Consider the following 19,342-nt stretch of genomic DNA (forward strand, 5'->3'; position numbering starts at 1 on the left):
TATCGAGGCTGGCGTTTCAAGATGGCTCCGGCGGTAGGATTCGAACCTACAACCCTGCGATTAACAGTCGCATGCTCTACCGTTGAGCTACGCCGGAACAATGCCAACTCGATATATGGAGGCCCGGACCGGAATCGAACCGATGTACGGGGATTTGCAGTCCCCTGCATGACCACTCTGCCACCGGGCCCTCGATCCGGCCCGCATCGGGCGGGCGGCGGATCGTCTGTCTCCCCCGTGGGGGAGGGGCGTTTTATAGGGGCCTTCGAATGGCCGGTCAACACCCTTTCTCCGGGTCGGGTCGGGCGCCGGTGCGGCGGGTGGTCGCGGGGCGTTGTCTTTCGCGCCCGCGGGGGCTATAAGTCCGCCGGAAACCTGCACGAAGGGGCAGGGTGACGGGATCATCGTGACGACGGACCGCCGGGCCCATGGCCGCCGGCCTCCGGCACCGCAGAGGGGTCTTTCCATGGACTTTAGCATCGCTCGCCGCAACATGGTCGAGGGCCAGATCCGCACCAACCGCGTGACCGATCCGCTGGTTCTCGCCGCGCTCAACACGCTGCCGCGCGAACTGTTCGTGCCCAAGGCCATGCAGAGCATCTGCTACATGGACGAGGAAATCGCCCTCGGCAACGGCCGCGCCGTGATGGAGCCGCTGGCGCTTGCCCGCCTGCTGCAGGAAGCGGCGGTGCAGAACACCGATGCCGTGCTGGTGATCGGCGCCGGCACCGGCTATGCCGCCGCGGCGCTGGCGCACATGGCCTCGGCCGTGGTGGCGCTGGAAAGCGACCCTGACCTCGCCAACGGCGCCAGCCGCCGCATGGCCGACCTGGGAATCGACAACGTGGCGGTGGTCGCCGGCCCGCTCGACCAGGGCTATCCGCAGCAGGCCCCCTACGACGTGATCTTCTTCGACGGCGCCGTGGCGGACATTCCGGCCGCCATCTGCACCCAGCTGGCCGAAGGCGGCCGCCTGGTGGCGGTGGTGCAGCCCGATCGCGTGCAGATGGGCCGCGCCACCCTGGTCACCCGCAAGGACGGCATCGTCGGCCGCCGCGACGTGTTCGACACCAACATCCCGCTGCTGCCCGGCTTCGAGCCGGAGGTGACCTTCACCTTCTGAAACGGCGACGGGGTTGTGGCGACGCAACCCCGTCTCGCTTTGCGGTGGTCCTTTTTGCCGCTTCCCGAGCGGTGCCGCTTTGCAACGTGATTTGATTCGCGGATACGGTCGGTTATCCTCCGGGGCATGCGGATGCGCGCGGGGCGCGCACTCTCCTTGATTAAGGTGATTGTTATGAAAAAGCCGATTTCCCTTGCCGTGGCCGCCGTGCTGTTCGGCGCCGCCCTGCCGGCCCAGGCGGAAACGCTGGAGGAGGCGCTGGCCGCCGCCTACCTCAACAACCCGACCCTGCGGGCCGAGCGCGCCGCCGTGCGCGCCGCCGACGAGTCGGTGCCGCAGGCGCTGTCCGGCTGGCGTCCGGTGGTCAGCCTGTCCGGCTCCGCCGGCCTGGCCCAGAGCGAGACCCGCGCCCCCGGCGGCAGCGCCGACCAGAACCTGCGCCCGCGCTCCTACGATCTGACCGTGACGCAGCCGCTGTTCCGCGGCTTTCGCACCCTTGCCGCCACCGACCGCGCCGAAAGCTCGGTGAAGGCCGCCCAGGCGGCGCTGGTCGCCACCGAGCAGAACGTGCTGCTGGCCGCCGCCACCGCCTATATGGACGTGATCGAGGCGCAGGCGGTGGTGGAGCTGACCACCAACAACGTGCAGGTGCTGGAGCGTCAGCTGCAGGCCACCCGCGACCGCTTCCGCGTCGGCGAGGTGACCCGCACCGACGTCGCCCAGGCCGAGGCCCGCGTCGCCGGTGCCGTGGCTGACCGCATTGCCGCCGAAGGCGAGCTGCAGGCCAACCGCGCCACCTACGAGCGTGTCGTCGGCGCCGCGCCGACCCAGGTCAACCGCCCGCAGGCGCTCGACACCCTGCCGGGCAGCCTGGATGAAGCGGTGCAGCTGGCCATCACCTCGGCGCCGGCGGTCATCGCCCGCCAGCACACCGCCGAGGCCCAGGTGGCCGGCATCCGCGAGGTGCGCGGCGAGCTGCTGCCGACCGTGAACCTGCAGGCGTCCTATGGCGAGGCCTGGGACCGCAGCCAGGAAGACGTGTCCACCGAAACCGCCAGCGTGGTGGTGCAGGCGACCGTGCCGCTCTACCAGGCCGGTTCCACCTATTCCCGCCTGCGCGAGCAGAAGCACCGCGCCGGCCAGAGCCGCATCCAGGTGGACGAAACCCGCTACCAGGCCCGCGAATCGGCGGTGCAGGCGTGGGAAAACCTGCAGGCGGCCCGCGCCTCCATCGAGTCGCTGAGCGCCCAGGTGCAGGCGGCGGAAATCGCTCTGGAAGGCGTGCAGCGCGAGGCCCAGGTCGGCGCCCGCACCGTGCTCGACGTGCTCGACCAGGAACAGGAACTGCTGAACGCCCGCGTGTCGCTGGTGCGGGCGGAGCGCAACAGCTCCGTCGCCGGCTACCAGCTGCTGGCGGCGGTGGGCCGCATGACGGCGCAGTCGCTGGGCCTGCCGGTGCAGATCTACGACCCGACCATCCACTACAACGACGTCCGCAACCAGTGGATCGGCTCCAGCGATGCGGCCGAGGAAGATGCGGCCTACGCCCGCTCCGCCGGCGGGCTGGTGGAGGCCAAGTCCGGCCAGTGACATCCGGCGGCGCCGGGCGAGGGGGTTTTTCCCGTGGTGCGGTGCGGTGTTATCCGCTACTCTTCACGCGGGACTTGGTAAGGTGACGGTCAGGGATGATGGACGACAAGGGCCAGCAGGAACCATCAATGGAGGACATCCTCGCCTCCATTCGCAAGATCCTGTCGGAGGACGAGGAAGAGGAACCGAAACCGGCGCCCAAGAAGGCTGCGCCGCCGCCTCCGCCGCCGCCCCCCGAACCGGAGCCCGAGCCGGAACCGGAACCCGTGTGGGAACCGGAGCCCGAGCCGGAACCGGAGCCGGAGGAGGACATCCTGGAACTCACCGACAGCATGATGCTGCCGGTGGAGGATCCGGAGCCTGCCTACGAGCCGGAGCCCGAGCCGGAACCGGAGCCCATTGCCTGGGACGAGCCGGAGCCCGAGCCTGAGCCGGAACCCATGTGGGAGCCGGAACCCGAGCCCCCGCCGCCGCCGCCCCCTCCGCCGCCGCCGCGCCCGGCCCCGCCGCCGGTGATGGACGACGACGACGGGCTGATGAGCCGCGCCACCGAAGCCGCGTCCGCCGCCGCACTGTCGCAGCTGGCGCGCTCCATGGCCGGCGACCGTCAGCTGGCGGTCGGCCATGGCGCCATCACCCTGGAGGAACTGGTTCGCGATGCCCTGCGCCCGTTGCTGCGGGAGTGGATCGACGCCAACCTGCCGGACATCGTCGAACGGCTGGTCCAGCGCGAAATCGAGAGACTGGTATCGCGGTCGCAAAAGTTCTAGAACCGCTCCGGGTCCCAATACCCTCTTCAGCGCCGGGTCCCCGTGGGCCCGGCGTTTTCGTTGGCGCCAGTCGGCGCCGGCAGCCCATCCGCACCACACGCACGTCGCAGCCAGAAACGGGAAACAAACGCGATGCTGGACAAGACCTATAACGCCGCCGAAGTGGAGGAAAAGCTTTACGCTCGGTGGGAAGAGTCCGGTGTATTCGCCTGTAATCCCTCTTCCGGTGGCAAGCCCTACACCATCATGATGCCGCCGCCGAACGTCACCGGCAGCCTGCACATGGGCCATGCGCTGACCTTCACCCTGCAGGACGTGCTGATCCGCTATCACCGCATGAAGGGCCGCGACGCCCTGTGGCAGCCTGGCACCGACCACGCCGGCATCGCGACGCAGATGGTGGTGGAGCGCCGGCTGGAGAAGGACGGCATCACCCGCCACGACCTCGGCCGCGGCCCCTTCATCGACAAGGTGTGGGAATGGAAGGCGGAAAGCGGCGGCACCATCACCCGCCAGCTGCGCCGCCTGGGCGCCTCGCCGGACTGGGCGCGCGAACGCTTCACCATGGACGACGGCCTGTCGGCCGCCGTGCGCAAGATCTTCGTCGACCTGCACAAGAAGGGCCTGATCTACCGCGACAAGCGGCTGGTCAACTGGGATCCCAAGCTGCACACCGCCATTTCCGACCTGGAAGTGGAACAGCGCGAGACGGTGGGCAAGATGTGGTACTTCCGCTACCCGGTGGAAGGCCAGGAGGGCGTGTTCGTCACCGTCGGCACCACCCGCCCGGAGACCATGCTGGGCGACACCGGCGTTGCCGTCCACCCGGAGGATGAGCGCTACACCGCCCTCATCGGCCGCAACGTGGTGCTGCCCATCGTCGGCCGCCTGATCCCCATCGTCGGCGACGACTATGCCGACCCGGAGAAGGGCTCCGGCGCCGTGAAGATCACCCCGGCGCACGACTTCAACGATTTCGAGGTCGGCCGCCGGCACGACCTGCCGATGATCAACCTGTTCGACCGCGACGCCCGCCTGAACGAGAACGCCCCCGCCGGCTGGGAGGGCCTCGACCGTTTCGAGGCGCGCGAGAAGGTGGTGGCCGAAATGGAACGCCTGGGTCTGCTCGAAAAGATCGAGGAGAACCCCATGACCGTGCCCTACGGCGACCGTTCCGGCGTGGTCATCGAGCCGTGGCTGACCGACCAGTGGTTCGTCGACGCCAAGACCCTGGCGCAGGAACCCATCAAGGCGGTGGAAGAGGGCCGCACCCGCTTCGTGCCCAAGCACTGGGAAAACACCTTCTTCGAGTGGATGCGCAACATCCAGCCGTGGTGCATCAGCCGTCAGATCTGGTGGGGCCATCAGGTGCCGGCGTGGTTCGGCCCCGACGGCGAGATCTTCGTCGAGGAAACCGAGGACGAGGCCCGCGCCGCCGCCGAAAGGCACTACGGCAAGGCCGGCGTTGAGCTGACCCGCGACCCCGACGTGCTCGACACCTGGTTCAGTTCGGCGCTGTGGCCGTTCTCCACCCTCGGCTGGCCGGAGCAGACGCCGGAACTGGCGCGCTACTACCCGACCGACGTACTGGTCACCGGCTTCGACATCATCTTCTTCTGGGTCGCCCGCATGATGATGTTCGGCCACTACGGCATGAAGGACGTGCCGTTCAAGGACGTCTACATCCACGCCCTGGTCCGCGACGAGAAGGGCCAGAAGATGTCCAAGTCCAAGGGCAACGTCATCGACCCGCTGGTCATCATCGACCAGTACGGCACCGATGCCCTGCGCTTTACGCTCGCCGCCATGGCCGCGCAAGGGCGTGACATCAAGATGAGCGAGCAGCGCGTCGCCGGCTATCGCAACTTCGCGACCAAGCTGTGGAACGCCGCCCGCTTCTGCGAGATGAACGAGTGCCGTCCGCAGGCCGGCTTCGACCCCAAGGGCGTGACCTCGACCCTGAACCGCTGGATCGTCGCCAAGACGGCGGAGGCGGCCAACGCGGTCGCCGTCGGCGTCGACGAGTACAAGTTCAACGATGCCGCCCAGGGCGCCTATGCCTTCGTGTGGGGCACCTTCTGCGACTGGTACCTGGAATTCGCCAAGCCGGTCTTCAACGGCACCGACGAGGCCGTGAAGGCCGAGACGCGGGCGACGGCCGCCTGGGTGCTGGACCGCATCCTGGTCATGCTGCACCCCTTCATGCCCTTCATCACCGAAGAGCTGTGGGGCACCATCGGCTCCGGCCAGCGCGCCGGCATGCTGATTTCGGAAGCCTGGGGCGACTACAGCGGCCTGGAGGCGCCGGAAGCGGTGGCCGAAATGGACTGGGTGGTGGAGATGATCACCGCCATTCGCTCCGTCCGCTCGGAAATGAACGTGCCGCCGGGCGCCCGCCTGCCGCTGCTGCTGAAGGACGCCAACGCGACCACGCAGGAACGGCTGCAGCGCCACGTCGCCCTCATCCAGACCCTGGCCCGCCTGGACAGCGTGGCGGCGGTGGACGATGCCCCGGCCAAGGGCGCGGCGCAGGTGGTGATCGGCGAGGCGACGGCCCTGCTGCCGCTGGCCGGCGTCATCGACGTCGACCAGGAAAAGGCCCGCCTGACCAAGGAACTGGCCAAGGTCTCCGGTGAGATCGACAAGCTGGCGAAGAAGCTCGGCAACGAGGGCTTCATCGCCAAGGCGCCGCCGGAAGTGGTCGAGGAACAGCGCGAGCGCCTGGCCGAGTCCGAAGCCGCCAAGGCCAAGCTGGCCGAGGCGCTCGACCGTCTCGCCGCGCTGTAAGCGGCGGTCATGGCGGCCGGGGGGCGGGGCGGCAAGGGCAGGGGCGGCGGGTCCGGCATGGCCCCGCGCCCGCCCGGCGCCCCGACGCCGGAGGAGCGCGCCGAGGTGGTGGTGACCAAGCTGGAGCGGTTCATCCGCGAAAAGCGGTCGCCGTCGGCCGGGGTGTCGTTCAAGTCGTGGCAGGCCATGGCGCGGCAGGAAATCACCGACGCCGTGCGGGCGGTGGAGCAGGAACAGCGCCGCGACAGCCGGGCGCTGGACCGCCTCGTGCTGCTGGGCGGGGCGGCGCTGTCGACCATCGGCGTGTGGGGCACGGCGCTCGCCATCGGGCAGGCGCCCGACCGGGTGTGGGCGGCGGTCGCCATCATGGCGGCGGGGTTCGTGCTGCTGTGGATCATGGGGGCGCTGTTCATCCGTTCCCCCTTCGGGCGGTTCCGGGCGGAGCAGCGGCAGGGGGCCATGCGACGGGTGGGCGACCTGCACCGACAGGTGCGCCGCCTGGAAAACGACCTTAAGGCGCGGGCCAAGAAACTGCAGAAAGACCTCGACGCCGACGATCTGGAGCCCTGAGACCGCCCATGCTGTCCGTTTCCTTTGATGATGCCTGGCGCGTCTACCTCGACGCCCGCCCGCGCCTGCCTGCCTTTCCGCCGCCGGTGACGCCGCGCCGCGTCTCCGGCCTGCTGGAGGTGGTGGCGGACTTCGACCTGGTGGTGTTCGATGCTTACGGCGTGCTGCATGTGGGCGGCGATGCCCTGCCGCAGGGGCTGGCGGCGTTCCGGGCGCTGCGGCAGATGGGCAAGCGCCTGTGCATCGTCACCAACGACGTCACCCGTGGCCCCGACGGCGTCTGCCAGGGGCTCAATGCCCGCGGCTACGACCTGACGCCGGAGGAAGTGATCTCCGGCCGCTCGCTGCTGCCGGCCATCATGGATGCGCGGCCGCCCGGCGCCTGGGGCGTCATCGCCACCCACGCCGACGACATCGCCGCCCGCTTCCGCGACTGCCGGCCGCTGGGGCAGGAGGCGACGGCGGCGGAGTATGGCGGCGTCGACGGCTTCCTGTTCGTCGACAACAACTTCTGGACCGACGCCCATCCGGTGCTGCTGGAAACGGCGCTCGCCGCCCGGCCGCGGCCGATGATCGTGTGCAATCCCGATGTCGCCTGCCCATATAAGGGGTTCATCTCGCTGGAGCCGGGCTATCCTGCCCACGTGATGGCGGCCCGCGGGCTGACCGAGGTCACCTTCCTCGGCAAGCCGTTCCGGGCGGTGTACGATCTGGTGGCGCAGCGCTTCCCGGACGTGCCGCGCGACCGCATGCTCATGGTGGGCGACAGCCCCCATACGGACGTGCTCGGCGCCCGCGGGGCCGGCATGAAGGTGCTGCTGGTGGAGTATGGCTTCCTGCAGGGGCAGGACAGCCTCGCCCGCTGTGCCGAAGCCGGACTTCTGCCAGATTATGTCGCGGAAGCGCCGTGACGGATAATTTTCCGTCCCAACCCTCGCCGCTGAAGGGTTGATTATGACCGGGGCAGCGACTAAGCGTATAAAAGTCTTGTGACGAAAGCCGAAACCCGCATTATCTCTGCGGCTTCCTGGAGATCGACCATGCCCGAGTACCGTTCCCGCACCTCCACCCACGGCCGCAACATGGCCGGCGCCCGCGGCCTGTGGCGCGCCACCGGCGTGAAGGACGAGGATTTCGGCAAGCCGATCATCGCCATCGCCAATTCCTTCACCCAGTTCGTGCCGGGCCACGTGCACCTGAAGGATCTCGGCCAGATGGTGGCGCGGGAGATCGAGGCACAGGGCGCCATCGCCAAGGAATTCAACACCATCGCTGTCGACGACGGCATCGCCATGGGCCACGCCGGCATGCTCTACAGCCTGCCCTCGCGTGAGCTGATCGCCGATGCGGTGGAATACATGGTCAATGCCCACTGCGCCGATGCGCTGGTGTGCATCTCCAACTGCGACAAGATCACGCCGGGCATGCTCATGGCCGCCATGCGCCTGAACATCCCGACCGTCTTCGTCTCCGGCGGCCCCATGGAAGCCGGCAAGGTGATCCTGGAGGGCAAGGAACACGCCATCGACCTCATCGACGCCATGATCGTGGCGGCCGACCAGAAGGTCTCCGATGCCGACGTGGCGGCCTACGAGCGCTCCGCCTGCCCGACCTGCGGCTCGTGCTCAGGTATGTTCACCGCCAACTCCATGAACTGCCTGACCGAGGCGCTCGGCCTGTCGCTGCCCGGCAACGGCAGCATCCTGGCGACCCACGCCGACCGGCGGGAACTGTTCCTGGAAGCCGGCCGCACGGCGGTGCGCATCACCCGCCGCTATTACGAACAGGGCGATGCCCGGGTGCTGCCGCGCGGCGTCGCCACCGTGAAGGCGTTCGAGAACGCCATCGCGCTCGACATCGCCATGGGCGGCTCCACCAACACCGTGCTGCACCTGCTGGCGGCGGCGCAGGAAGGCGAAGTGCCCTTCACCATGGCCGACATCGACCGCATGTCGCGCAAGGTGCCGGTGCTGTGCAAGGTGGCGCCGGCGGTGCAGAACATCCACATGGAAGACGTCCACCGCGCCGGCGGCGTCTTCGGCATCCTGGGCGAGCTGGACCGGGCCGGCCTGCTGGCGACCGACGTGTCGACCGTGCATTCCGAAACCCTGGCCGACGCCATCGACAAGTGGGACGTCATGCGCACCGCCGCGCCGGAGGTCGACACCCTGTTCCGCGCCGCCCCCGGCGGCGTCCGCACCACCGAAGCCTTCAGCCAGAGCCGCCGCTACACCGAGGTCGACCGCGACCGCGCCAAGGGCGTCATCCGTTCGGCCGACAATGCCTACAGCAAGGACGGCGGTCTGGCCGTGCTCTACGGCAACATCGCGCTGGAAGGCTGCATCGTGAAGACCGCCGGCGTCGACGACAGCATCCTCAAGTTCTCCGGCCCCGCCGTGGTGTGCGAGAGCCAGGACGAGGCGGTCGCCAAGATCCTGGGCGGCGTCGTCAAGGCGGGCGATGTGGTGGTGGTGCGCTACGAGGGCCCGAAGGGCGGCCCCGGCATGCAGGAAATGCTCTATCCGACCAGCTACATCAAGTCCATGGGCCTCGGCAAGGACTGCGCCCTGGTGACCGACGGCCGCTTCTCCGGCGGCACCTCCGGCCTGTCCATCGGCCATGCCTCGCCGGAAGCGGCGGAAGGCGGCGCCATCGGTCTGGTGGAGGACGGCGACATGATCGACATCGACATTCCGAACCGCACCATCGCGGTGCGGCTGTCCGATGACGAACTGGCCCGCCGCCGCGCCGCCCAGGAGGCCCGCGGTGCCGACGCCTGGACGCCGGTGAAGCGCGAGCGTCACGTCAGCCAGGCCCTGCGCGCCTATGCCGCCATGACCACCAGCGCCGCCCGCGGCGCCGTGCGCGACGTCAGCCAGGTCGAGAAGCGGTAGAGCGACACAAGAAAACCGGAGGGGGATGAGTTCATGCACGGGGAGCGCACGATCGAGTGGACCAGCGACCTTGAAACCGGCATCGGCATCATCGACGCCGACCACAAGGTGCTGGTCTCTCTGCTCAACCAGGTGTTCGAGACGGTGGGCGACCGGGAGGAGAAGGCGACGCTCGGCAGCGTGCTCAATTCCCTGATCGAGTACACCGAGTACCACTTCGCCCGCGAGGAGCGCCTGCAGGCGGTGGCCGGCTACCCCGGCCTTGAGGCCCACAAGGCGCGCCACGCGGCGCTGACGCAGCAGGTGCAGACCATCCGCACCCGCTTCGAGCAGGACCCGGAAAGCGTCCACGGGGCGGAGGTGCTGGATTTCCTGCGGTCGTGGCTGGTGGACCACATCAAGGGTCACGACATGGCCTACCGCGACGACTGCATCGGCAACGAGGCGGCGATCAAGGCGGCGGCCGGCGTCACCTTCGACTTCATCGAAGAGGAGCCGGAAGCCGAGGGCATCCCCCACGTCGACTGGGCGCGGGTGAAGGTGCTGGTGGTCGAAGACAACCGCAACTTCCAGATCATCATCCAGACCATCCTCAAATCCCTGGGCGTGCGCGACATCACCATCGCCGGCAACGGGCGCGAGGGTCTAGCCGCCCTGGCGGAGAAGGCCCCCGACCTGGTGCTGTGCGACTGGCGGATGGAGACCATGGACGGGCTGGAGTTCGTCACCCAGGCCCGCGCCGGCGGCTCCACCGCCCGCATCATCATGATGTCCGGCTACTCCGACGATGGCGTCCGCGACCGCGCCGTGGCGGCCGGGGTGGACGACTTCCTGGAAAAGCCCATCACCGCCCGCGGCTTCCTGGAAGCCGCCACCAGCGCCCTGACGCGCAAGTAGGATCGGCGACAACGACGACGGCGGCGGCGGCTCCGGCATTCCGGGGCCGCGCCTGCCCCTCTCAGACCGCGGCTGCCTCGTCGGCCGCGGTCTTTTCCTTGCCGAGGCGCCGGCGGGCGGTGGTGTGGATGGCGTCCTTCAGGCTCGGGCAGGTGCGGGTCAGGGTGTCCAGGTCGCGGGCGTGCAGGGCGAGCAGGCGGCAGAAGCCCAGCGCCTCGATGTCGGCGCGGCGCGGGGCGCCGGTCAGCAGCGCCAGTTCGCCGAAGAAGTCGCCGGTGCCCAGGCGTACCGGGGCCGGCGTCAGCTTCACCTCGACGGCGCCGGAGGCGATGAAGTACATCGCCTCGCCGCGCTCCCCGCGCCGCACCAGCATTTCCCCCGGCACCGCCAGTTGCGGCCGCAGGCGGCGGGCGACGGCCTGCAGGTCGGCCGGCGCCAAGGCGGCGAACAGCGGCATGCGGCGCAGCAGCGCCACCGGCTCCAGATCCAGGTCGAGCGGCGGGCGGCGGGCGAGGGGGGCGCTGCGGTCGCGCAGGTCGTCCTGCAGGGCCTGGAAGACCTCGTGGCTGATGACGCTGTCGGCGCGCAGGCGGCGGTATTCGCTGTCCTCGATGCGGCGGGCGGCACGTTCCAGGTACTGCTGCTGCAGGGCCTGGAAGAAGCCGCCGTACTGCAGCCGCAGGGCGTCCAGCGCCTTGTCCACCGCCCCGGCCCGCTCCGCCAGGGCGGCGGTGCAGGCCGCCGCCGCATCGGCCCCGAGCACCGCCGCCACCCGGTCGCCGACGAAGGGCCGCAGCTGCCGCAGCACCGTCTGGCCGAGCAGCAGGGCTTCCGCCCGGCTGGCGAGGGCGGCGGCCAGCGGCCGGTCCCAGCCGAGCCGGCGGTGCAGGACGAGGGCAAGGCGCAGGCCGCGCGACACCGCCAGCAGGTCGTCGCAGGCGGCGCGGTAGCCGGCGACGCCGGTGGTCTTCAGCCCGTCCTCCAGCAGCGCCGTTTCCGCCATCAGGCGCCGCGCCATGCGGCCGGAGACGATGCCGTCGCGGAACTGGGCGAGGTAGAGGGCGTTCTCGTGCCCGGTGACGATCAGCAGTGCCGCCCGCAGCCGTTCCTCGCCATCGGCGGCGGTATCCAGCACTACCGTCGCCTCGGCGGCGGCGAGGCGTTCGGTGTAGCGGTCGGCGACGGCGGCGGCGCGGCCGGCGTCGATGCCGTAGTCGGCGGCGGCCTCGTCGATGCGGCCGCGCACGGTTGCCAGCGCCGCCGCGATGGCCCGTCCGCGCACGGCGGCATCGGCCGGCGACAGGCGATCAAGCCCCAGCCAGCGGATCAGCGGGCCGAGCAGCGGGGCGTTGACGAACAGGGTGAACAGCACATAGGCGGTGGTCAGCACGGCGACGAAGGTGCGCACCTCCGGCGGCACCCCCGGCGCCTCCAGCACCGCCAGGGCCAGCGCCAGCGAAACGGCGCCGCGCAGCCCGCCCCACAGCACCACCACCCGCAGCGGCCGGCTGACGTATTGGGCGAGGCCGGCCCGCGTCATCACCGGCAGCAGGCCGAACAGCACGGCGGCCCGCGACGCCAGCGCCGCCACCACCAGCACCGCCAGCAGCAGCAGGTCGGTGACGGTCATGGCCGCCAGCATCTCCGGCACCCGCATGGTCGCCAGCACGAAGATCAGCGAACTGGCCCAGAAGCCCAGCTGCTGCCACACGTCCACCAGGCTGGTCCAGCTTTGGGCGCTGAGGCGGGTGCGGCCCTCGTAGCTGAGCACCAGGGCCAGCGTCACCACCGCCACCACGCCGGAAACGTGCAGCTGGTGCTCGCCGAGGATGAACACCAGATAGGCGGCGGCGGCCGTCGCGGTGATCTCGGCGAAGCGATGGCCGCGCAGGGTGCCGAGCAGCAGGAACAGCCCCCGTCCGGCCAGCCAGCCGACCCCCAGCCCGCCGCCGAACCCCCACACGAAGGCGCCGACGGCGTTCAGCGGGTCGGGCTGGCGCTCGCCGGTGAGCATGCCGAGGAACAGGCTGAACAGCACGATGGCGGCGGCGTCGTTGAACAGGCTCTCGCCTTCCACCAGCAGGCTGAGGCGGTGCGGCACGCCGAGGTCGCGGAAGATGGCCACCACCGCCACCGGGTCGGTGGTGGAGACGATGGCCGCCAGCAGCAGGCAGGCGATCAGCCCCATGTCCGACACGGCAGCCAGCGACAGGCCGATGGCGGCGGTGGAGGCCAGCACCGCCACCACCGCCAGCAGCAGGATGGGGCCGATGTCGTCCATCAGCCGGCGCACGTCCACCACCACCGCCGTCTCGAACAGCAGCACCGGCAGGAACAGCAGGATGAAGGCATCGGACGACAGGTGAAAGGCGTCCAGCCAGCCGGCCACGGCGCCGCCCGGCAGCAGCGGCGCCAGCCCGCCGAGGGTCATGCCGAAGCCGGCAAGGGCCAGCGAGAACGGCACGTTCAGCCGCGCCGCCGCCGGCACCAGCAGGATGACGAGCCCGAGCAGCCCGGCCACGCCGAGCACCGCCAGCTCGATGCCTCCCACCGTCATGATGCGCCTGTCCCCCCGTGCGCCCGCTCCCCCGCGGGCGGCCCAGCTTAGCCCGCCGCCATGGGCCGCGGGAAGGCGGATGATGCGCCCGGCCGTTCAACCGCCGCACCCTGCATCCGCACGGGGCGGGGCAGCGGGTGGAGAGGTCAGAGGCGGTCAGAGGTCCAGTTCGCACCAGACGGGGGTGTGGTCGGAGGCCTTCTCCTTGCCGCGCGGGCGCTTGTCGATGTCGCAGGCCTGCACGCGGTCAAGGGCGCTGCCGCTCAGCAGCAGGTGGTCGATGCGCAGGCCGAGGTCGCGCTGCCACGCCCCCCCTTGGTAGTCCCAGAACGAGTAGCGGTGCGGTTCCTTGTGCAGGGCGCGGAAGGTGTCGGTGAGGCCGAGCCACAGCAGGGCGCGGTAGGCGGCGCGGCTTTCCGGGCGGCAGAGGGCATCGTTGGCCCAGCCTTCGGGGTCGTAGACGTCGTCGTCGGTGGGGCAGACGTTGTAGTCGCCGCCGATCACCAGCGGCAGGTCGCCTTCCACCAGCAGGCGGGCGGCGTGGCGGCGCAGGTTCTCCATCCACCGCAGCTTGTAGGGGAACTTCTCCGTCTCCACCGGATTGCCGTTGGGGACGTAGACCGACGCCACCCGCACCCGGCCGTCCACCACCGCCTCCACATAGCGCGCCTGCTGGTCTTCGGGCTCGTCGGGCAGGCCGCGCCGAACCTCGGTCAGCGGCAGGCGGGAGAGGATGGCGACGCCGTTGTAGGTCTTCTGGCCGCAGATGGCGCAGTGCTTGTAGCCGGCGGCCTGGATCTCCATCAGCGGGAAGCCGTCGTCGATGGTCTTGATCTCCTGCAGCAGGGCGACGTCGGGCTTGGCCTCGTCGAGCCAGCCGATGACGTTCGGCAGGCGGGCCTTGATGGAGTTGACGTTCCAGGCGGCGATTTTGAGCATGGACGGGTTCCGTTCGGCGTGTCAGGATGGCGTGTCGTCGGTGGTAGCACAAAGCCCGGAACGGTGCCTACCGGGTAAGCCCAATGAACCGCCGCGACGGACCGAATGGCCAGGGTCCGCACCAGCTGCGCCAGCAAGCAAAGACTGAGAGAGAGTCGAGGGTTTCATCATGCTGTCGGAGATCGTCTCCGCAGGATGCCGGGGTGCGCGTGCCGGTCTGGCGGCGGCCTTGATCCTGGCGGGAACCGCCGTGGCCGCGCAGGCCGCCGGCGGGAGTGGGGGTGTGGCCGGTTGCCGGGCATCGGGGCAGCCGGTGGACGTGGAGATGATTTTCGACGAGGGGGCGGTGGTGCTCGACCGCAGCCGCGACAAGGTGGCGCTGACCACCAAGTTCCGCGGCGAGGCCTCGCGCATGACCACCGGCGGCTGGACGACGGTGGGGCTGACGGAAAGCAGCCTGCAGCTGCGCACGGCAACGCGCACCGCCACCTGGTCGGCGCCCGGCGGCGGCTATTGCGCCGAGCTGCAGGCGGTGCGGGTGGATGTGGGCTACCCCGAGCTGCGGGTCTACATCCCGGCGGATTACCGCCCGGGCAGCTGCGCCTACGAGACGGTGCACGCCCACGAACTGGAGCATGTGGAGATCACCCGCGCGGTGCTGCGGGCCCACGCGCCACGGCTGGAGGCGGCGGTGGAGCGGTCGGCGGCGGCGCTCAACCCCATGTGGGCGCCGACGCTGGAACAGGCGAAGGCGCAGGCCTCCGCCCGCATCCAGGCGGCCCTGAAGGCGCCCATGGACGCGCTGCGCAGCGAACACACCCTGCGCAACGCCGCCATCGACACCGCCCACAGCTATGACGACCTGCAAAGCCGCTGCCCGGCCTGGTAAGGGCCGGGCAGGCTGGGCGGACATTCGGAAGGCGCGGCGCCGTCAGATGGCGAAGGAGGAGCCGCAGCCGCAGGTGGAGGTGGCGTTGGGGTTCTTCACCACGAAGGCGGCGCCCATCAGGTCTTCGACGTAGTCGACCACCGACCCCTGCAGCAGGTCGAGGCTGGCTTCGTCCACCACCAGGCGGACGCCGTGGAACTCGCGCACGGTGTCGTCGTCGTTGACGGCGGCATCCAGGTCGAAGCCGTACTGGAAGCCGGAACAGCCGCCGCCTGAGACGGTCAGGCGCAGCATCAGGTCCGGGTTGCCCTCCTGGGTGATCAGGGTGTGCACCCGCCGGGCGGCGGACTCGGTCATGGCGAGGCCGGTGGCCGGGGCCAGGGTGTCGGTGTCGCTCATCGGTCTGTGGTCCTCTGGAACCGTGGGAAGCGCGGGGGAGGGCGCGGTCTTCGACACGAAATCTAGGGCCGCCGCCGGATCGCCGCAAGGTGGAACCATTCCAGCCTTGGCGATGCCGCAGTGCCGCACGGCGGTGGTTGCCACGGTCGCGCCGCCCCTGTAGTGTCGCCGCCATGACAACCAGCCTGGCGCCCTTCGCCTGTGATCCGACCCAGTCGCGCGGGCGGCTTCATCCGGAGCCGCCGGCCAACGCGCGTTCGGATTTCCAGCGCGACCGCGACCGCATCATCCACTGCAACGCCTTCCGGCGGTTGAAGTACAAGACCCAGGTGTTCGTCTATCACGAGGGCGAGCACTACCGCACCCGCCTGACCCACAGCCTGGAGGTCAGCCAGGTGGCGCGGGCCATCAGCCGCATGCTGGGGCTGAACGAGGATCTGGCGGAGGCGCTGGCGCTGGCGCACGACCTCGGCCACACGCCTTTCGGCCATGCCGGCGAGTTCGCGCTGCAGGACTGCCTGGCGGAATACGACGGCTTCGACCACAATGCCCAGTCGCTGCGCATCGTCACCAAGCTGGAACGGCGCTATGCCGAGTTCGACGGCCTCAACCTGACGTGGGAGACGCTGGAAGGGCTGGTGAAGCACAACGGCCCGCTGGTCGGCCGCCCCGACAGCAAGCCGCTGCCCAAGGCCATTGTCGAGTACTCCGAAGGCCAGGATCTGGAACTGCACACCTATGCCTCCGCCGAGGCGCAGGTGGCGGCGCTGGCCGACGACATCGCCTACAACGCCCACGACATCGAGGACGGCCTGCGCGCCGGCCTGTTCGGCATTCCCGACCTGCTCGACCTGCCGCTGGTCGGGCCGATCTTCCGGGGCGTCATGGCGCAGTACCCGCACATCGACGAACACCGCCTGATCTATGAAAGCTTCCGCCGCATCATCACTGCCATGGTCGACGATCTGGTGGCCGAGACCGGCCGCCGCATCGCCGAGTACCGGCCGCAGTCGGCGGCGGAGGTGCGGCACCTGGGGCGGCCGCTGGTCGCCTTCTCCGACGAGATCGTGGAGCACGACCGCGCGCTGAAGGCCTTCCTGTTCCCCAACATGTACCGCCATTACCGCGTCAACCGCATGACCTCCAAGGCCAAGCGGGTGGTAAAGGACCTGTTCCACCTGTTCGTCAACGAACCGAACTTGCTGCCGCACGACTGGCAGAAGCCCTGCGACGGCCCCCGCGGCCGCAAGACGGCGCGGCAGGTTGCCGACTACATCGCCGGCATGACCGATCGGTTCGCCCTCGACGAGCACACCAGACTGTTCGACCCTTCGGTAAAACCATGAACCTTTTCAACGTCTACAAGGATCACATCGTCACCGCGCTGGAAGCGCTGGTGGCTGCGGGCACCCTGCCGGCCGGGCTCGACCTCGGCCGCGTCACCGCCGAGCCGCCGCGCGACCCGAGCCACGGCGACATCGCCACCAACGCCGCCATGGTGCTGAGCAAGCCCGCCGGCCTGAAGCCGCGCGACCTGGCCGAGGCCCTGGTGGCCAGGCTGACGGCGGTGCCGGGGGTGACGGAGGCGTCGGTCGCCGGGCCCGGCTTCATCAACCTGCGCCTGGACGAAGGCGTCTGGCGCGGCGTGCTGCGCGAGGCGCTGACGCAGGGGGTGCGCTTCGGCGACAGCACCCTGGGCGCCGGGCACAAGGTGAACGTGGAATACGTCTCGGCCAACCCCACCGGCCCCATGCACGTCGGCCACGGCCGCGGCGCGGTGGTGGGCGATGCGCTCGCCCTGCTGCTGAAGAAGGCCGGCTACGACGTCTGCAAGGAATACTATATCAACGACGCCGGCGCCCAGGTGGACAAGCTGGCCGACGCCCTGCGCGCCCGCTATCTGGTGGCCGCCGGTGCCATCACCCAGGACCAGTTCGACGCCATGCTGGCGGCGAAGGAGATCGAGTACGGCGGCGATTATCTGGTGCCGCCGGCCGAGAAGCTGGCCGCCCGCGACGGCCGTCGCTGGATCGATGCGGCGGAGGAGGAGTGGCGCCCGGCGCTGCGGTCCTTCGCCATCGACGAGATGATGGCGCTCATCAAGGAAGACCTGCTGGTGCTGGGGGTCGAGCACGACGTCTTCACTTCGGAACGCGGGCTGGTGGAAGCCGGCACCGTGCAGGCGGTGCTGGACGACTTGCAGGCGCGCGGCCTTGTTTATGAAGGCGTGCTGGAGCCCCCCAAGGGCAAGCTGCCCGACGACTGGGAACCGCGCCCGCAGACCCTGTTCCGCGCCACCGAGTTCGGCGACGAGGTCGACCGCGCCCTGAAGAAGAGCGACGGCAGCTTCACCTACTTCGCCTCCGACATCGCCTATCACCGCGACAAGTACCTGCGCGGCTCGCGCACCCTGATCGACGTGTGGGGCGCCGACCACGGCGGCTACGTCAAGCGGGTGGCGGCGGCGGTGAAGGCGGTCTCCGGCGGCGAGGCGACGCTCGACGTCAAGCTCTGCCAGCTGGTCAAGCTGATGGACAACGGCGAGCCGGTGAAGATGTCCAAGCGCGCCGGCACCTTCATCACCCTGCGTGAAGTGGTGGATGAGCTGAACGACCGAAGCGGCGGAAAAGGCAAGGATCTTGTCCGCTTCATCATCCTCACCCGCAAGAACGACGCGCCGCTGGAGTTCGATTACGCCAAGGTCCTGGAGCAGTCCAAGGACAACCCGGTGTTCTACGTCCAGTACGCCCATGCCCGCGCCCGCTCGGTCCTGCGCCACGGCGCCGAACTGCTGGGCGACGAGGCGGTGACGGCGGCGGCGCTGGCCCAGGCGCCGGTCGACCGGCTGGTGGACGAGGCGGAGATGAGCCTGATCCGCACCCTCGCCAGCTGGCCGCGTCTGCTGGAAAGTGCCGCCGAAGCGCACGAGCCGCATCGGGTGGCGTACTACCTGAGCGATGTGGCGGCCGGTTTCCATGGCTTGTGGAACAAGGGCAAGGATCACACCGAACTGCGCTTCCTGCTGCCCGAGGATCGTGACCTGAGCCTGGCGCGACTCGCGCTTGTGCAGGGCGTGGCGACGGTGATAGCGTCTGGCCTCGCGGTATTCGGTGTTGATCCTGTCGAGGAGATGCGGTGATGGCGCCCAGCGAACGCAAGGAGCCCGGTCTCGGCACCCCGAAGTCGGGATCGGGGTCTGACGACGCCGACGACTTCCTGAACCTGATCCCCGAACGGTTGTCGCCCCGCGCCGGCCGCTCCGACGACGGCGACCTGTTCGACCGCGACGGCGACGACTACGACCGCGAGCCGGTGGAGCCGTCCATGGGCCCGGCGCCGTCGCGCCTGCGGCTGGATGACGACGCCGACGAACCGGCGCCGACCCGGTCCCGCCTGTCCGCCGCCGCCGACCGCGACGACGACCGCGGCGCGCACGACGATGACGACGACGACGATTACGACGACGAGCCCGAAGGACGCTCCGGCGGGTCGCGCGGGGTGATGATCGCCGTGGTGGCCGGCGCCATCGCCGCCCGCATCGCCGGCTGGTACCTGTTCATGCGCGGCGACGAGCCGCAGCAGGTGGCGGGCGCCCAGGCGCCGGTGATCGCCGCCGACAGCGAGCCCTACAAGGTTCGTCCGGCCGATCCCGGCGGCATGCAGGTGCCCAATACCGACAAGATGGTCTACGACCGCCTGGGGCAGAACACCCAGGGCGGCGGCGTCGAGAACCTGCTGGCCCAGCCGCCGGCCGCCGCCGCGCCGCCGCCGCCGGCCGCCCCCGGCGACGTCTACCCCGGCGAGACCCTGACCGGCGAGCCGATGCCCGAGCAGGAAGTGGCCGTGGCGCCGACGCCGCAGCCGCTGCCGAGTGCTCCGGCCCCGGTGCCGGCCGCGCCGGCGGTGCAGCCGCCGCAGACCCTGCAG

The 19,342-nt window shown here is 69.9% G+C and carries 14 protein-coding genes, 2 tRNA genes and 1 pseudogene; 12 read left to right on the forward strand and 5 right to left on the reverse strand.

The annotated features are described in order from the left end of the window. Positions 1-22: 22 nt before the first annotated feature. Positions 23-97: transfer RNA gene (locus tag ABD056_RS13850), tRNA-Asn, on the reverse strand. Between the two features lie 19 nt (positions 98-116). After that, positions 117-190: transfer RNA gene (locus ABD056_RS13855), tRNA-Cys, on the reverse strand. Between the two features lie 276 nt (positions 191-466). Between ABD056_RS13855 and ABD056_RS13860 the strand changes: the two genes are divergently transcribed. The 8 genes from ABD056_RS13860 (at position 467) to ABD056_RS13895 (ending at position 10,631) form a co-directional block, all read left to right on the forward strand. Beyond that, positions 467-1,123, forward strand: a complete 657-nt coding sequence (locus ABD056_RS13860) for a protein-L-isoaspartate O-methyltransferase family protein (RefSeq protein ID WP_343867482.1) — start codon at positions 467-469, stop codon at positions 1,121-1,123. Positions 1,124-1,297: 174 nt separating this feature from the next. Next, positions 1,298-2,713 carry a TolC family outer membrane protein gene (locus tag ABD056_RS13865; protein ID WP_343867484.1) on the forward strand — a complete coding sequence of 472 codons (1,416 nt, stop codon included), beginning with the start codon at positions 1,298-1,300 and terminating at the stop codon, positions 2,711-2,713. 95 nt (positions 2,714-2,808) lie between these two features. Further along, positions 2,809-3,483: a DUF2497 domain-containing protein gene (locus tag ABD056_RS13870; protein ID WP_343867486.1), complete on the forward strand. Its 675-nt coding sequence runs from the start codon at positions 2,809-2,811 to the stop codon at positions 3,481-3,483. A gap of 132 nt (positions 3,484-3,615) precedes the next feature. Beyond that, positions 3,616-6,270, forward strand: coding sequence for a valine--tRNA ligase (locus ABD056_RS13875; protein ID WP_343867488.1), 2,655 nt, complete (start codon positions 3,616-3,618; stop codon positions 6,268-6,270). A 57-nt stretch (positions 6,271-6,327) separates the two neighbouring features. Further along, positions 6,328-6,840, forward strand: coding sequence for a hypothetical protein (locus ABD056_RS13880; RefSeq protein WP_343867490.1), 513 nt, complete (start codon positions 6,328-6,330; stop codon positions 6,838-6,840). Positions 6,841-6,848: 8 nt separating this feature from the next. After that, a complete protein-coding gene (locus tag ABD056_RS13885) occupies positions 6,849-7,751 on the forward strand; it encodes an HAD-IIA family hydrolase (protein ID WP_343867492.1) in 903 nt (300 codons plus the stop codon). A gap of 129 nt (positions 7,752-7,880) precedes the next feature. Then, complete coding sequence (gene ilvD / locus ABD056_RS13890; protein WP_343867494.1) at positions 7,881-9,734, forward strand: dihydroxy-acid dehydratase; 1,854 nt, start codon at positions 7,881-7,883, stop codon at positions 9,732-9,734. 33 nt (positions 9,735-9,767) lie between these two features. Then, a complete protein-coding gene (locus ABD056_RS13895; protein ID WP_343867496.1) occupies positions 9,768-10,631 on the forward strand; it encodes a bacteriohemerythrin in 864 nt (287 codons plus the stop codon). A gap of 61 nt (positions 10,632-10,692) precedes the next feature. Here ABD056_RS13895 and ABD056_RS13900 read toward each other — a convergent pair whose 3' ends face one another. After that, positions 10,693-13,188, reverse strand: coding sequence for a cation:proton antiporter (locus ABD056_RS13900; RefSeq protein WP_343867499.1), 2,496 nt, complete (start codon positions 13,186-13,188; stop codon positions 10,693-10,695). 156 nt (positions 13,189-13,344) lie between these two features. Beyond that, positions 13,345-14,127 (reverse strand): exodeoxyribonuclease III, encoded by a 783-nt coding sequence (xth, locus tag ABD056_RS13905; protein ID WP_343867501.1) that lies wholly within the window; start codon positions 14,125-14,127, stop codon positions 13,345-13,347. A gap of 325 nt (positions 14,128-14,452) precedes the next feature. Here xth and ABD056_RS13910 point away from each other — a divergent pair, with 325 nt between their 5' ends. Further along, entirely contained in the window at positions 14,453-15,016 is a 564-nt protein-coding gene (locus ABD056_RS13910) for a hypothetical protein (protein ID WP_343867503.1), read from the forward strand. 42 nt (positions 15,017-15,058) lie between these two features. On the opposite strand, the gene erpA is transcribed toward ABD056_RS13910, so the two are convergent. After that, positions 15,059-15,415, reverse strand: a complete 357-nt coding sequence (gene erpA, locus ABD056_RS13915; protein WP_343867505.1) for an iron-sulfur cluster insertion protein ErpA — start codon at positions 15,413-15,415, stop codon at positions 15,059-15,061. 173 nt (positions 15,416-15,588) lie between these two features. On the opposite strand from erpA, the gene ABD056_RS13920 reads away from it, so the two are divergent. The 3 genes and pseudogenes from ABD056_RS13920 to ABD056_RS13930 form a co-directional block, all read left to right on the forward strand. After that, entirely contained in the window at positions 15,589-16,761 is a 1,173-nt protein-coding gene (locus ABD056_RS13920; RefSeq protein WP_343867507.1) for a deoxyguanosinetriphosphate triphosphohydrolase, read from the forward strand. Further along, positions 16,758-18,554 (forward strand): arginine--tRNA ligase, encoded by a 1,797-nt coding sequence (gene argS, locus ABD056_RS13925; protein WP_343867509.1) that lies wholly within the window; start codon positions 16,758-16,760, stop codon positions 18,552-18,554. Before ABD056_RS13920 ends, argS begins: the two co-directional genes overlap by 4 nt. Then, positions 18,554-19,342: pseudogene (locus ABD056_RS13930) on the forward strand (hypothetical protein); the annotation flags it as partial. The gene argS and the pseudogene ABD056_RS13930, both read left to right, overlap by 1 nt.

This window comes from Caenispirillum bisanense, assembly GCF_039523075.1.
Taxonomy (GTDB): domain Bacteria; phylum Pseudomonadota; class Alphaproteobacteria; order Rhodospirillales; family Rhodospirillaceae; genus Caenispirillum; species Caenispirillum bisanense.